The sequence below is a fragment of the Anabaena sp. PCC 7938 genome (assembly GCF_049315035.1).
GTDB classification, from domain to species: domain Bacteria; phylum Cyanobacteriota; class Cyanobacteriia; order Cyanobacteriales; family Nostocaceae; genus Anabaena; species Anabaena cylindrica.
Window position 1 is genome coordinate 2902940 of record NZ_CP186034.1, and the last position, 14564, is coordinate 2917503.

The following is a 14564-nucleotide window of genomic DNA, read 5'->3' on the forward strand; positions in this document are numbered from 1 at the left end:
AGCTTAATTTTGGATTTTCGCTTTTTCCACTTTCTCAACTTGCTTGAGTGCTTCCATTTCATTGAATAGTCGGATAGCTTCATTAAAGTTGGTGTGGCTGTTTTCGGTTTCACCCATTTTTTGATATGTTAAGCCTAATTGATAATATGCTTCTGCTAAATCACATTTAGCACCAATTTTATCTAATAGTTCTATTGATTCTGAATGATGAAAAAGTGCTGTTTCAAAATCACCTTGTATTCGGTATAGTTCTGCTAAACCAGTTAAAGCTTTAGCCGTTACCTGAGTGTAATTACTTTGTTCAGCAAAAGATATTGCTCTGTCATACATTTCAAAAGATTCTTTGTTACTATGTAAATTTTTATATGTTAAGCCAAGAAATAATAGTCCATATCCTTGACTCCATGCACTCCATCCACTGCATTCAGTTAATACTAGTTTACTATAAGCTTTTTCTGCGAATTCAGATGCTTTCTGGTTAAAGCCCAAATGTGAGTTCAGAAAAGCCAAAAGACACCATGATTCTAAGATATATTGGTTGTCAATAATATTTATATTATTAGAAATAAAAATACAGCCCTCTTCAAAAATTTTAATAGCGTCTTCTATTTCCCATAAATCTATTAGACAACAACCTATATTCACAAAACAAGCTGCTTTGTTTGTTTGAGAATTTAATAAATTTATATTTTTTGTATTTAATTTAAAGATTGAATCTAGGTATTCATCTGCTAATCTATACGAATCCAGGGCTATTTCATTCTAAAAGAGAGGATAAAATGGTAGAGATATCTAGGCATCTATAAGCAGGAAAAATGTCAGAAATAGCAATTCTAGAAGTATTCACAGACTTACCAGACCCCAGAAGAACCGCAGGACAACGCCATGAAAAAGCACTGTGTCTAGCATTGTTTACTTTGGCGATTGTGGCAGGCAACAGGGGTTTCCTAGCAATGGGGGACTGGATTAAAGCTTATAGAGATGAATTAATAACTTTATTTAGACCAAAAAAGAACAGATTGCCATCATACAGCGCGATTCGGCGTGTATTACTACAAACTGATTATCAAGCATACTCAGTCAGATTAGCCAGATTCTTTGATATACAACCCTTACCAGGAGAAATGGTCGCCGTGGATGGTAAGGTACTACGCGGTTCTTATCAGCTAGAAACTGACAATCCTAATTCAGAAGCACATCCAGCAATTATGTTAGTAACCGCCTATATAGTGGAAAGAGGACTGATTTTAGAACCATATCAAGTAAACTGTAAAAGTAATGAAATTACAGCCTTACCACCGATGCTCACACAAATAGCGGCAAAAGGAGTGATTTTTGCCTTTGATGCTATTAATACTCAAAAAAAACTTGCCAGTTGATTGTGGATAGTGGTAATGACTACATCGGTGCATTGAAAGGTAATCAATCCGGGTTACTTAAAGATGTAGAAGCAAATTTTCAACCAGAACAGATAGATTTGCAAATTAATAAAGGTCATGGTCGAATTGAAAAACGTACTGTTAGTATTTGCAAGTATCAAGGTCAACGTGATTGGCCAGGACTAGAGACAGTAATTCGAGTCCAGTCTGAACGTCAAATTATCAAGCAAAATTTCATAGAAGTTGAAACTGAAACTCGTTATTATATTGCTTCATTCACAGCTACTGCTGATACGTTTGCTCAAAAGATTCGCAGCTATTGGGATGTTGAAAACAAAGTGCATTATGGGAGAAGATGTGACTCAAGGAGAAGATCATTCTCGCATTCGTACTAATGGATTAGTTCAAATTTTTGCTATAGCTCGTAATTTAGCTCTAAATCTTTACCGTTCTCATGACTTTAAAAATATGGCTCAAGCACAAAGATTTGCCTGTTTTGGTCTTAGCACACTCAAGCAACTATTTAGAATGAAATAGCCCTGGTTAATAATAATGCAGCTGGAGTAAATGCTTTAGGTTTCTATGATGATGTTGTGGCTAAGTCTATGAGTGTAGCTAATGGACTAACATTAGCAAATGTAGGTGAATATCATGACTATGTTCAAAATAATGGGGGAACATCCTCAATGGGAGATTTACCAGTAAATACTTCTGAGATTGATTCTAGTCAACATATTCTCAATGTTATTGCTTCTGGTAACTGGAAAGGTAATGTCAATCTTTTGGATTCTAATGCTTTACAAACTCTAGGTTTTGAATCTAGTTATTTTGGAGTTCAGGGTTATAATACCATAGGAATAAGTTTTGATTCAGGATTGCTTCCTGAAGGTCAATTTACTGCTTTGTTCTCTCCTGAATGTGGAAATGATATAACATCGCTCATAAGTAGCAAAAAAGTTCCAGAAGCATCAACTACTTTAAGCTTATTAGTTTTTGGCACTATTGGCAGTTTGGTTATCAGGAATCGTAAAAAATCAGTTTTAGTTAGCTAGAAATTGAATTTACCGTGTTTTTAGCTCATCATAACTAATTGAATATTGACTTATAGCGATCGCACTCTAGCCATGTTGACTTCACAAGTGCGATCGCTTTTCTGTATCTATGGAAATTAGTTATTCTATTCCATAACCTGTTCTATAATTCCTTGAATAGTTGCAACACCAATATCCTCTTGATCAGATTTTGAATATACTGTTAACAAAATAATATTTGTGGCAGTTTGTAGATAATAAATAACTCGGTATCCCGCACTTTTACCTTTTTGAATATTGCTATTTTTCACCCTAACCTTATAAACTTGATATTCCTCTCCTAACCCTATCAAGCGATCTCCTATTATTTCTCCTTCCTGTAACTGCAAAATAACTGGTTCAATATCATCACGAATTTTCCGATATTGTTTTGACAATTTATATAATTTTTTTTCAAATTCAGGAGAAAATTTAACTGAGATATCATCTATATTATTCACTTTCAATTCGCTTCCATAATTCAGAAATAGGTCTAGTTTTACCAGATTTTACTTCTGTAAAAGCCCTAGTTAAACTCTCTTTTATTTCTTCTATGGGAGTATCATCAAGATCATAATCATCTGATTCTGGTAAAAGAATAATTACTTTGACAGCATTAATATTATCAATTTCTAAAGGATAATCTAAGGTTAATTGTCCTTCTTGTATTTTTCCGGTAACTTCTAAGGCTTTCATAGTTTCTAGCTACTTTTTAATTGTTTAACTAATTTTGATTTAAGAAAATTATAACGTAAATATCTGAGATAATGGAGTGAGTGAAATACCTGCGGTAAGCTAATGCTAACGCTTTTCCGTATCAATGGAAAATAAATGGCACTTACAGTATAATATAAATAGCTTTCCCCCTGATTTCTATGAAATTAACAGAAATTTTACCCTCACTGCAAAAATTATCTCATCAAGAAAAAATCAAAGCCATTCAATTTTTAGCCACAGAATTAGCTCAAGAAGAGCAAGATTTAGGAGCAGAATCACTTAATTATGGTCAAATAGATACAGAATTAAATTTTCAGTCTCTTAGTGAAAAAGAAATGATTGAGCAAAGCAAATCTGCTTTAGAAAACTACCTTCATACAGGTTCAGGAGTCAAACATGAAGAAGTCCAGAAATGGGCAAATAGTTTAATGATTCAACAATAATAATAATGTCTGAGATAGTTTGGACTGAAACTGCCATTAGTGACTTAAATCGTCATTATGATTTTATAGCACTTAGTAATGCTGACGCAGCAGCCCGCGCAATACAAGCAATTGTTGCTTCTGGTGGAACTCTACAACAAAATCCACGTCGCGGTGCGATTATAGATGAAATAGCAGGATTACGAAAGCTTATAGTTGCTTTTGGTAAGTACGGCTTTATAATCCACTACGTTATTCTTGAGGATGAGGTAATTATTTTACGTATATATCATGGACGAGAAAATAGACCTATTTAATAAGTAGCAAAATTGAAAGCGATCGCTTTTTATTTTAAAATCAAATTTATGTATTATAATTCTGCTAAAATATTATAAGCTTCATTCACCAACCGAATCTTTTCTTGTACCTGTTTTTGCATTTGTGGTTGATTCACAAATAAATCAGGATGCCATTTTTTTACCAATGTCTTATAAGCTTGTTTCACTTCAGCGAAAGAAGCAGTAGGTTGTAACCCTAAAATTTTATAAGCACGAGCAATTTTATCTTTCTCTACTTGTGTCTTTGGTGGATTTTGTGCTTTTTGATTTGCATTTGTTTGTTGCTGTTTCCCTGGAGATTTCATATTAGCTTTCATTTGCGCTATTTCTTGATCAAGTTCCCAAGCGCGAAATTTAGCTTCTGTTTCTGCGGGATTTGGTGGAGGTGTATAAACCTGCTGACGTGGTGTTTCCACTTTGACTTGAGGAGTATTTGGTTCAGGTGGAGTATAAACCTGTTGAGGGGGTAGTTCTACTTTCTTTTCTGTATATGTATACTTGGTACTATTTTCTTGAGGTGGTGTTTGAGTATTTGCAGGTTTAGGAGTTTCTTTATAAGGTTGATATTTAGTTTTAATATTTACTTTCTCCAATTCTGTCAATAACTGATTAAATCCATGTTGTAATTGTTTTATATCTTCACGTTTTTGACTAATTTCTCGCGGTTCTTGACTAACTTGAAAATTAATGACTTTCACAGCTTTTTGTTCATATTCAGCTAAAATAGATAAACCCTGACTACTAAAACTAGATAAATAATTTTCAGCCTCAGTTATACAAATTTTAGCAACTTGTTGATGATAAGATTCTTTAGCTATATTCTCTTCAGCTTTTTGAATATTTTTATTTAATAAATAAGAAATACTCCCAACCACCGCAGCACCTACAGGTCCACCCAATAGCCAACCAATACCACCACCTACAGCTATAGAACCAGGATCTGTTATATCATTGGTATTATTTTGTTTTGCAGGTAGAGTTATTTGGGGTGTATTAGGAAATGGTATTTTTAAATCTTCTGGTCTTTCTGATTTGAAAAATTCATAAGCTTGATACAGCCATTTTATCACCGCTAATTGCAATTCGGTTAAGTCTTTTTTTAGAGTTCTTGTTTGCCAAGATTGCAAATTGTTTTCTGCTAATGCAACAGCAATATCACTTTGGTATTTAGCTAATAAATTTGGTAAAGATAACCAATTACGTAATTCATAAACGCTAGTATTAAAGCCTTGTTCGATTAGATTTTTAGCTTTTTGTTTAATTTCATTTTTAGCATTTTCTTTATCATCAAATATTTTAATTTCACTGTTAAGTTTGTAAATTTTATCAACTAATAAACGTTGAATTTGCGAGGTAATACCCTCAATTCTTGGTAAACGGACACCACCAGTATTTTGCTGTAAAATTCCGACTATGTTCTGTAAAGCTGTTTCAAAAGCTGCTAAACCGCTACTATTCGCAAGCGCAACATCACCTTTTAATCTAGCGCGTAAAGCGGGTAAAGCATCAACTCGATATAAATTACTAAAACCGGCAGGTAATTCTGAGCGAAAACTTTCTGCTACAAATAACAAGCGATTTTGGACTTGTTTTTGTTCTTCTGGTTCTAGTAAATTCAAGAAATTAGCCACAAAAATAACTGTTTTAATTCCTCTATCTAATAACCAATCACGTAGGTTTTCCCGTTCACCTAAAGTCATTAGTTTACGCGCATCTAATAATTGGATAACTAAATCTGTACCTAATAACTTATCTCGGACTAAATTATCCTGCGCTTCTCTATCATTTGTCCCCGGTAAATCAACAAATTCGACACCCGTTTCTAAAAAAGGATGAGGACAAAAAACTTCAACAGATGCAACATCTTTTCGCATCTGTCTATTACCATCAAGAATCGCAAATTTTTGTAAAATATCTGTGCCACTGCGGTAGATTTCTGTACCATCTACCAACATAATCCGAGTTCTGACATCACTACCATATTTAATAGTAATTGCTGCACCTGTGGTGGGAATTAAATCAATTGGTAAAGTTCGATTTCCCAACATTGCATTTAACAAAGTTGATTTACCATGATTAAAGGGGCCAAATACTGCAATCTGGAAATTAGGATTAGCGAGATGATTGGAAATTGCAATGACATCTTGATAAAGTTTAGATTGATGATCTAAATTTATTAATTTACAGGTAGATTTCAGAGAATTTGTTATTTCTTGATAACCTTGATATTGTTTTTGCATACTTGTCTAAAATAATTCAATTCGCTTGGTGTGAGAGTGAAAACTTTTAGTTGTGTAGGTTGGTTTAAGCGACAGCGCAACCCAACAAAGTTTTAATTATGTTGGGTTTCCTTACGTCAACCCAACCTACAATTATCTATAATCTTGATATTTTTGGTACATTGGCATTTTGCTCTTTTATACTTCCATTTGACCCCACCCTCAACCCCTCCCCGCAAGCGAGGAGGGGAGTAATTTTTTTGAATTTACATGATTAGCTATAGTAAGCTAACAAGTTACTGTATGCAGCTTCGATTTTTTGCAGTTGTTCAATGACAACTTCCTGTAAATTTTTTAGACGTTTGAACTCACTTTCACGGTTAATCTCTCGCGTTTCTTTCTGTTTGAGTAAGTTATCTAATTCCGATTTGCGAGAATTGATATCATCATTAATGCGTTGGCTTACTTCTTTTTCATAAGCATCAAAACATTCTTTGACTGCATCATAAACAAGTGGTGCTTGTTCTTGTGCTACTTGCGGTAAATATTTAACTAACTCTTTTTTGGCAGTTTTAACTAACTCTTTCCGTGCTTGATCTGCTTGTAAAATTCCTACCCCCAAACCTAACAAAGCGAAGCCAATTGGCCCCAGAAAAATACCTGTGACTGCGGTAATTATTCCACCAACACCAATAACGGTGAAGTAGTTTAAAAGGATATTTTTCCAATCGAAACCTGCACCAGCTAAAGCTACACCAGCTAAGTTACCTCTAGATAAAGATAACAAACCCATTGCCCATTTTGCCCATCCAGGAGAGTTATCATCTTCTGTGGTATTATTGGCATTGACTTTAACTGGTTGTCCTGTTAATTTTTCGTTGATTTGATTGGTGACTTGACTATAAGAAGCACCGTATTGAGCAGCAGAGCGAGATAATTCTTTAAAGGCTGAATTCATGTCTTTCTCAGCAGTTAAAGTCCAAGCTGAAAACTTATCTGTAATATATTGTTCAAATGCTTTTTGTAATGCGGTGTTGAAAGCATCTCGTTTACCACTACTCAAGAAATCCAACAAGTTTAATTCTGGTTGATAGCGCAGGAAATCATTTTCAAAGGTGTTACCTAAGTTTAAAACATAGCTGCGAAATGATTCAGATACTGTTCGGGCTTGATTGTCTCTGGTGTTGATAATTTCTTTTTGAAATTGATCGCGGATATTGGTGAGTTTGTTAAATTCAGGTTCAACTGAATTAATGCGGTTTTTTAATTCATCAACATCTTTATCAAGTAAAGGAATACGTCTATCAATCGCTTCACGGGTATGGTTTACAGCTTGTCTAGCTAAGGTTCTGACTTGACGTAATTCTGCGATCGCTCTTTCTCTAGTCAAAAAGGTGTTCAATGCCCCCATAAACTCAGGAAAGCCAGTCTGACTTAAATCGGCTTGGGGGTTCTTTAACCTGCGTCTCAGTGCTTGAATGGATGAAATCTCAAATACCCTTTCATCGTAGATATCCTGTCCATCTACAGAACAATATTCGGCTAAATTGGCCTTAAAAACCTGTCTGAGTCTATCTTCTGCTGCTGTTAACTCTTCCACGTCATCAGGATCAATTAACGATTCTTTCACCTGATCCCAAGCATTAACTAAGAAGAAAACCGATAAACCTCTACCTTTGATATAATTCTCTAAATAACGTCTTTCACCTAAAGTACAAGGTTGAGAAGCACGCATCACAAACAAGATTGCATGACAGTTATTGACATAACCCAAAGATAACTCATTTCGGGCTTCCGTATCATTTAACCCTGGACTATCAACAATTTCAATACCCTTTTCTAACAAAGTTAAAGGATACTCAACAACTGCATAATCAACATCAGGAAAAGCCTGTTTTTGCTCCTGTTCTAACTTTTTTGCTTCAGCCGGGTCAATAGTATATTTATATTTAAAACTTTGAAAATCTAGCTGTTGGGGACTTTTGCCATTATTAAAATGAATGGTAACTTTTTTTTCTGCCCCATAGCGTAAAATTGTTAATAGTGCTGTACAAGGATTTACATCACTGGGTAATAAATTCTCACCAATCAAGGCATTAAGAAACGTACTTTTTCCTCGTTTCATATCACCTAAAACCAAAAGGCGAAATACACCTTTGTTGAGATTTTTACTAGCTACAGTAATATCTTCAATGTCCCGTGATAAACTAAGTTTACCTGAAGAACTATCTCCAGCTAATTCGGCTTGATTGATTGTATCTGCGATTTTACTCAAACAAACCGCAATCTCTGAACGTACTTGAGCAACACGCTCTAAATCATTGATAAATTTGTCAGTTCCAACTTGATAATTCATGGTGATGACACTTTATTTAGAGTTTTTAATTTTGGATTCCAAAAAAAGCTTGTAAGTGAGAAAAGCCAAAGCGCCAAAAATAACAACTCCAGCTAATACAGAGGCTACCCGCACTGCGACCAAGGTTGCAATAGCAAATCCAAAAAGCTTTGCACCGAGAATTACTTTTCTCATCCAAGGCTTTTGAGAATTTTCGGGTTGATGTTTAACGGTTTGATAAACAGGTGCTTCATTAGGATTAATTTGATTGTCTATTTCCCGCAGTCGCATTTCAACTTTGCGTTGAAGTTCTCGATTGTGTTCATCTTGAGATGCCATCTGTATCCACCCCTTTTAGTCAATTACCCTGTATTTTAGCTTACGCTCATAATTGCAACCAACTGTAAAATCACTGCGTCAGCTTCAATAACTTGAACAGACGACTGTGAAAGGTTCAAGAGTGCTGGCGAAATATCTCTTTTAGGGTGCATCTGACGCACTCTACTAAATATTACAAGTTACCTCATGAACAGAGATGCAAGGTTTTTTAGTGTCTTTTCGGAAATTGTGGGTAAATTTCTCACCTAAAGCATTGTAAGGCATTGAGAATAGATTCACTTATACGCCAAAATTTTGATAGAAAAGAATTCAAGTAAATTCAACATGGATATCAAACAAGGATTTGTCGGCACTATTGGTAACACACCACTGATTCGCTTAAATAGCTTCAGTGAAGAAACAGGCTGCGAAATCCTCGCCAAAGCTGAATTTCTCAATCCTGGTGGTTCTGTCAAAGACCGCGCTGCACTTTACATTATTGAAGACGCGGAAAAAAAAGGTCTACTCAAACCTGGTGGAACAGTAGTAGAAGGAACAGCAGGTAATACTGGCATTGGACTCGCGCATATTTGCAATGCCAAAGGTTACAAATGTCTGATTATTATTCCCAATACCCAATCCCAAGAAAAGATAGACGCAATGACTACCTTGGGTGCAGAAGTCCGTCCTGTTCCTGCTGTACCTTATAAAGATCCTAATAATTACGTCAAGCTATCGGGTAGAATTGCGGCGGAAATGGAAAATGCCATTTGGGCAAATCAGTTTGATAATTTAGCTAATCGTCTCGCCCATTATGAAACCACAGGCCGGGAAATTTGGGAACAAACCGACGGTAAAGTAGATGGTTGGGTAGCGGCAACTGGTACTGGTGGCACTTATGCTGGTGTGGCGATGTATTTGAAAGAAAAGAATCCGGCGGTAAGATGTGTTGTCGCTGATCCTTTAGGTAGTGGGTTATACAGTTATATCAAAACTGGCGAAATCAAGATGGAAGGTAATTCTATCACTGAAGGTATTGGTAATAGTCGGATTACAGGCAATATGGAAGGCGCACCTACTGATGATGCTATCCAAATTGATGATTCAGAAGCTTTACGTGTTGTTTACCAGTTGCTACGAAAAGATGGTTTGTTAATGGGTGGTTCTACTGGGATTAATGTTGGTGCTGCTGTTGCTTTAGCGAAACACTTGGGGCCAGGACATACTATTGTTACTATTTTGTGTGACAGTGGTTCTCGCTATCAGTCCAGGATATTTAACCATGAATGGTTAGCAAGTAAAGGGTTGGTTATTAGTTAGAATTTTTCTTCTACTCGTCGCCCCTATTTATACTCAAAATGGCTTAATCGTGTGATTCTATAGATAGGGGTAAAGCGCAGTGCTAAACCCCTACACATATCGGGTTTTTCGTAATCTTACAAAAGTTCAAATCTCAGCCGTTTTGAGTATACTAGGGTGGCGATGATAAAATTTAGTTTTAATTGAGTTTGTCTGTAAGAAAAAATCAAAGATAAAATGATTCCTACCAAATTGATAAACGTCTCTTAGCTTAAAAAAATCATGGAGTTTGAATTTGACTCTAACAAAAGTGCAATTAATAAAACCAAGCATGGTATTGATTTTATTGAAGCGCAAAAACTTTGGACAGATGTAAATCGTATAGAAATTTCAGCACGCACAGAAGATGAGGCTCGTTTTTTAGTCATCGCCAAGATTGCCGATAAACATTGGTCAGGAGTCATTACTTATCGTAATGATAAAATAAGAATTATTTCAGTTCGTCGTTCTCGTAATGAAGAGGTAAAAATTTATGAAAGCTGAAGAGTTTGATGCAAAATTTGACGACGATGAAGACATTACTGATTTCTTGGATTTATCTAAAGCACGTCGTCCAGGTTATGAACAAAAACGAATTAATATTGATTTCCCCATTTGGATGATTGAAGCTTTAGAACATGAAGCTAAACGTTTGGGTGTTACTTCTGATTCTATTATTAAATTGTGGCTTGCTGAACGTCTTGATAAAAAAGTTACTAGTGGATAACAAAAGTAAAGATTTGGATATTTTCAGCGAATTAATATCAAAAAAATGTCAAACTTCCCAACTCAAAATCAACCTAATACCCCTAAGTGCGTACAGGTGTGCCAACATCGCACTTGTAAAAAACAAGGTGCAGTAGAAGTTTTAGCAGCTTTTCGCGCTTTATCAATTCCTGATGTGACAGTTACAGCTAGTGGCTGCTTAGGACAATGTGGTAATGGACCGATGGTGCTAGTTTTACCAGATATGGTCTGGTATGGCAGAGTTCAACCTCACGAAGTTACTCGAATAGTAGAACAACATTTGTTAAGTGGTCAAAAAGTTAAACATATGCTTTATTATCGTTTTCATCCCCAGGGATAAAAATCGTTAAAACTATACTAATTCTGCACTCTTTTCACTGAAGTGAGGAAACTAATGGATATCCAGCAGCTACGTCAATCTTTAAAAATGAAGTGGCTAAATTACTGTGAAGAAAATCGTGCTTGGCTTGTCAAAATGCGAGTTTGGCACTCTTATGATGGTGTCAGACGGCCTTCATCTGGTTATATGTTGGCCACTCTCTCTGTTTTGGAACCTGAGTTGAAGGAAATACTTCCTTTTATTCTGGATTTAAATAATGATCCTGATCAAATAGTTACGGCTTTAGGTTTGCATTTTAATCCTGATGAGGAGTTGGGTTTATTAAAATCAGAGGATTCTGTGGCTAAAAATGAGATTGTCTCTAAGCCTGGTGTAAAGATGCAGGTTGCAGATACACCAAGACCAAAGGAACACAAACAGGTGTTGTTGAAAATTACCACAGGTGTTGAAGAAAAAGGCCAACCTGTTTCGGTGGGTGCAGTAGCTACAGCAATTGATCACCATTCTCCACCAAAAATGCCTTTTGGAATGAGACGGGAACAAACGGTTAAGCCAACTGATAAGTCGGCTGTGCGATCGCATTCTCCCATTCAGTCATCACTGACAATAACTACCGCAATTCCTACTCAAACCAAAGCTGTACCTTCCCTCCCCAACATGACTGAACCCAATCACAACGCTAAATTTATGAACACCCCAGTGAAACAAGTTTCCAGTATTTCACCTACTCAGACTAATGCCCGTAGTTTACCTTCTTGGATAGATGAATCTTGTCAGGGTGTAAAATGGCAACAAGATGAAACAATTAAGCGCAAATTGTAAATCAATATTTTTTACGCAATGCTACTGAAAGGAACTCCAAAAAATAAATTATCCAATTTCACCGAAATCAAAACGACTTTTCCTCACCCTGCACCCTGCCTCTTATGGGTACTCATGAGACACAAATGGGACTGCCACTACTTCCCCTTCAGTTGCGCCGATTTGCACCTTTAAACCCACTCCACCAGCTTTACTACGGATGTAACCTAGTCCAAAGTGACCGTCAGGGGTTTCTGTATAACTGGTAAGTTTACCGACTTTTTCATCTCCTATTGTAATTACGCTTCCTGGTTCAGCAGGAGCATGAAGACGGATTCCCCACAAGTATTGTTTTACACCTTTATAAGTATTCAATCTGGCAATGGTTTCTTGACCGATGTAGCAGCCTTTGTTAAAGGACACTGTTTGCCATAACCCTACTTCTAGGGGATTATAATCTTCGGTTAGTTCTAAATCGGGTGCTGGACGACCTTGTAAGATTCTCAAAGTTTCCCAAGCGCGATCGCTCAATTCTACTGCACCTAATTCTAAAATTCGCTCCCACCACTTTTGTTTTTCAGCGATCGGTAAAATCAAGGTATATCCAGGTGCAGCCAAGCCACTACCCACAGCAAATATTGCACCATCAACTAAGATGTGGTTCCCATGAGGTTGACCAATCAGCGCCCCAGCACCAAGCTTTTCAATAATGCAGTTACTTTGAGTCCCCATTAAACTCAGAATTGCTGTTTCTTCCGTTACATCGGTTAATACTACCTTGTCAGCAAAGAAGATATAGCGATCTAACCATTGCATCAAAAACTCACGACGGTTAGCCGAAACTAACAACAAAACAGCATCATCGAGAACATAACCAGTTACCAAGTCAATTGTCCGAGCTGTGGATGTTAAAAATACCGTATCACAGCCTTCTCCTGGTTTGAGGCGTTGGAAATCATTAGTACTTTGTCCGTGTAAAAAGCGGAGACGATCAGCGTCAGAAATACGGATAATTCCCAAATGAGAGCGATGGCTACGCCCGCAGCAGGCATCCCTTACAGCAACCCCTTCCCTCGCTGCGTGGATAGCGGTTGCGTCTTTACCGTCAATTGCAGATGTTGGCATAGTAATAAAAACTTGCCCTATTCTAATGTTTTTGCCTGAGAAATCTTAGCAAATAAGGGTTTGTTGCTTCAACTTATTTTGAGATAGTCATTTATTCACCGAAAAAAGACAGAAAGCACAAATTTATATAGCCTACATAATTTTTGTCATCTGTCAAATTTAATATATAGCGTTTCCTAATCACATGAGGTAATCATAGCCCCCTCTTCGCTTGCGGGGAGGGGGTTGGGGGTGGGGTTCTTGTATCTCACTCAACCAAGAATCGCTATAGTCATTTATTCACCGAAAAAAGATAGAAAGCACAAATTTATATACTCTACATAATTTTTGCCATCTGTCAAATTTAATATATACCATTTAAAGGTTTGTTGTTAAATCCCCAGGAAATAGGTCAAATTAAAGATGTAAAAATCGCTTTTTTGGTGTTAAATGTTGGGTATTAGCCAAATTTCTGGAATTAAATTAACAGAAATCATAACCCTGTTGTCATCATGATTCGTGTAGGAGTGAATGTGAACACTATGTTTATGCGTAAAAATCTTTTTTGCTTACCAAGTCTAACTGCGATCGTAGTTTTAGGTAGTAGCCTATCCGCAACTGCTCAAACAACTCAACCATCTGCAACTGTAACCTCTGACACTCAGGTGAGCGCCGAATTCCAGCCACAAACCAACTTTCCTACAGAAGTAATACCCACTACTGAAACTGGAGAAAACGTAATTTCTGAGAGCCAGTTGAGCGAAGTACCACAATTTCCCAACGCCACTACAGATAAAACTTCTAATCGGACAATCATCCCTGTTCCCGGAACAGTAGCCACCTCATCAATCATGTTGACGGCTGAAGGGACAGAACCTACCTCTAAACCATCTACGGCTCAAGTTGCACAGCCCAATCAAATAGCACAATCGGATATTGATGTAGGAAGACCTACCCGTGGTGGTAGCAGTTATATTGGACTTGCTGGAAACATCGGGTTAAGTGGTGGTACTTCCTCCTTAGCCGATGGTAATTTCACCGTTATCAGCAAAATCGGTTTCACACGGTCTTTATCTGTCAGACCAGCAGTGATATTAGGGGATAATACAACATTTCTCATTCCCGTCACTTACGATTTTTCATTCCAGCAAGTAGGAGATCCCTTTACCGAACGTCTACCCATTGCTCCTTATGTAGGAGTCGGTGCAGCGATTCAAACTGGAGATAACTCTGAAACTGCTGTCCTGGTAACTGGTGGCATTGATGTACCTCTAACTAATAGATTTACCGCCACAGCTGCTGTCAATGCAGGATTTTTCGATCAAACCGATATCGGCCTCTTGGTAGGAGTTGGTTACAACTTTGGCGGATTTTAAATAGCAGGAGTCAGGAGTTCGGAGTTCGGAGTTCGGAGTTCGGAGTTAGGAGGAAGATCA

The 14564-nt window shown here is 36.9% G+C and carries 17 protein-coding genes and 1 pseudogene; 11 read left to right on the forward strand and 7 right to left on the reverse strand.

Translation table 11 applies throughout. From position 1 onward, the window contains the following. Positions 1-3: 3 nt before the first annotated feature. The gene (locus ACOWPH_RS13270) at positions 4-645 is read right to left on the reverse strand and encodes a tetratricopeptide repeat protein (protein ID WP_015215855.1); all 642 of its coding nucleotides are present in this window, start codon (positions 643-645) and stop codon (positions 4-6) included. A 170-nt stretch (positions 646-815) separates the two neighbouring features. Between ACOWPH_RS13270 and ACOWPH_RS13275 the strand changes: the two are divergent. The 3 genes and pseudogenes from ACOWPH_RS13275 to ACOWPH_RS13285 all read left to right on the forward strand — a co-directional run bounded on the left by ACOWPH_RS13275 (position 816) and on the right by ACOWPH_RS13285 (position 2431). Beyond that, positions 816-1774 (forward strand): annotated as a pseudogene (locus tag ACOWPH_RS13275) (ISAs1 family transposase). Then, on the forward strand, positions 1737-1916 hold the full coding sequence (locus tag ACOWPH_RS13280; RefSeq protein WP_081593704.1) for a hypothetical protein: 180 nt from the start codon (positions 1737-1739) through the stop codon (positions 1914-1916). Before ACOWPH_RS13275 ends, ACOWPH_RS13280 begins: the two are co-directional and overlap by 38 nt. A gap of 68 nt (positions 1917-1984) precedes the next feature. Then, positions 1985-2431: a hypothetical protein gene (locus tag ACOWPH_RS13285; protein ID WP_052334535.1), complete on the forward strand. Its 447-nt coding sequence runs from the start codon at positions 1985-1987 to the stop codon at positions 2429-2431. Between the two features lie 125 nt (positions 2432-2556). Here ACOWPH_RS13285 and ACOWPH_RS13290 read toward each other — a convergent pair whose 3' ends face one another. Beyond that, the gene (locus ACOWPH_RS13290) at positions 2557-2910 is read right to left on the reverse strand and encodes a type II toxin-antitoxin system RelE family toxin (protein WP_096713129.1); all 354 of its coding nucleotides are present in this window, start codon (positions 2908-2910) and stop codon (positions 2557-2559) included. Continuing rightward, the gene (locus ACOWPH_RS13295; protein ID WP_015215856.1) at positions 2903-3145 is read right to left on the reverse strand and encodes a hypothetical protein; all 243 of its coding nucleotides are present in this window, start codon (positions 3143-3145) and stop codon (positions 2903-2905) included. The genes ACOWPH_RS13290 and ACOWPH_RS13295 overlap by 8 nt, the downstream gene beginning before the upstream one ends. A gap of 179 nt (positions 3146-3324) precedes the next feature. On the opposite strand from ACOWPH_RS13295, the gene ACOWPH_RS13300 reads away from it, so the two are divergent. Together ACOWPH_RS13300 and ACOWPH_RS13305 are read left to right on the forward strand one after the other, a co-directional pair. Continuing rightward, positions 3325-3609, forward strand: coding sequence for a hypothetical protein (locus ACOWPH_RS13300; RefSeq protein ID WP_015215857.1), 285 nt, complete (start codon positions 3325-3327; stop codon positions 3607-3609). A gap of 5 nt (positions 3610-3614) precedes the next feature. After that, a complete protein-coding gene (locus ACOWPH_RS13305; RefSeq protein WP_015215858.1) occupies positions 3615-3905 on the forward strand; it encodes a type II toxin-antitoxin system RelE/ParE family toxin in 291 nt (96 codons plus the stop codon). A gap of 53 nt (positions 3906-3958) precedes the next feature. Here ACOWPH_RS13305 and ACOWPH_RS13310 read toward each other — a convergent pair whose 3' ends face one another. The 3 genes from ACOWPH_RS13310 to ACOWPH_RS13320 all read right to left on the reverse strand — a co-directional run bounded on the left by ACOWPH_RS13310 (position 3959) and on the right by ACOWPH_RS13320 (position 8819). Continuing rightward, positions 3959-6166, reverse strand: coding sequence for a dynamin family protein (locus ACOWPH_RS13310; protein WP_015215859.1), 2208 nt, complete (start codon positions 6164-6166; stop codon positions 3959-3961). Positions 6167-6419: 253 nt separating this feature from the next. After that, a complete protein-coding gene (locus ACOWPH_RS13315) occupies positions 6420-8501 on the reverse strand; it encodes a dynamin family protein (RefSeq protein ID WP_015215860.1) in 2082 nt (693 codons plus the stop codon). A 12-nt stretch (positions 8502-8513) separates the two neighbouring features. Further along, the gene (locus ACOWPH_RS13320) at positions 8514-8819 is read right to left on the reverse strand and encodes a hypothetical protein (protein ID WP_015215861.1); all 306 of its coding nucleotides are present in this window, start codon (positions 8817-8819) and stop codon (positions 8514-8516) included. Positions 8820-9143: 324 nt separating this feature from the next. On the opposite strand from ACOWPH_RS13320, the gene ACOWPH_RS13325 reads away from it, so the two are divergent. The 5 genes from ACOWPH_RS13325 to ACOWPH_RS13345 all read left to right on the forward strand — a co-directional run bounded on the left by ACOWPH_RS13325 (position 9144) and on the right by ACOWPH_RS13345 (position 12045). Continuing rightward, the gene (locus ACOWPH_RS13325) at positions 9144-10118 is read left to right on the forward strand and encodes a cysteine synthase A (RefSeq protein ID WP_015215862.1); all 975 of its coding nucleotides are present in this window, start codon (positions 9144-9146) and stop codon (positions 10116-10118) included. A 261-nt stretch (positions 10119-10379) separates the two neighbouring features. Next, complete coding sequence (locus ACOWPH_RS13330) at positions 10380-10640, forward strand: BrnT family toxin (RefSeq protein WP_015215863.1); 261 nt, start codon at positions 10380-10382, stop codon at positions 10638-10640. Then, complete coding sequence (brnA, locus tag ACOWPH_RS13335) at positions 10630-10863, forward strand: type II toxin-antitoxin system BrnA family antitoxin (RefSeq protein ID WP_015215864.1); 234 nt, start codon at positions 10630-10632, stop codon at positions 10861-10863. Before ACOWPH_RS13330 ends, brnA begins: the two co-directional genes overlap by 11 nt. A gap of 45 nt (positions 10864-10908) precedes the next feature. Next, complete coding sequence (locus ACOWPH_RS13340) at positions 10909-11223, forward strand: (2Fe-2S) ferredoxin domain-containing protein (protein ID WP_015215865.1); 315 nt, start codon at positions 10909-10911, stop codon at positions 11221-11223. Between the two features lie 54 nt (positions 11224-11277). After that, positions 11278-12045, forward strand: coding sequence for a DUF5331 domain-containing protein (locus ACOWPH_RS13345; protein ID WP_015215866.1), 768 nt, complete (start codon positions 11278-11280; stop codon positions 12043-12045). Positions 12046-12147: 102 nt separating this feature from the next. On the opposite strand, the gene ACOWPH_RS13350 is transcribed toward ACOWPH_RS13345, so the two are convergent. After that, positions 12148-13149: a YgfZ/GcvT domain-containing protein gene (locus tag ACOWPH_RS13350; protein ID WP_015215867.1), complete on the reverse strand. Its 1002-nt coding sequence runs from the start codon at positions 13147-13149 to the stop codon at positions 12148-12150. A 521-nt stretch (positions 13150-13670) separates the two neighbouring features. Here ACOWPH_RS13350 and ACOWPH_RS13355 point away from each other — a divergent pair. Continuing rightward, complete coding sequence (locus ACOWPH_RS13355) at positions 13671-14504, forward strand: hypothetical protein (protein ID WP_042466086.1); 834 nt, start codon at positions 13671-13673, stop codon at positions 14502-14504. Positions 14505-14564 lie beyond the last annotated feature (60 nt).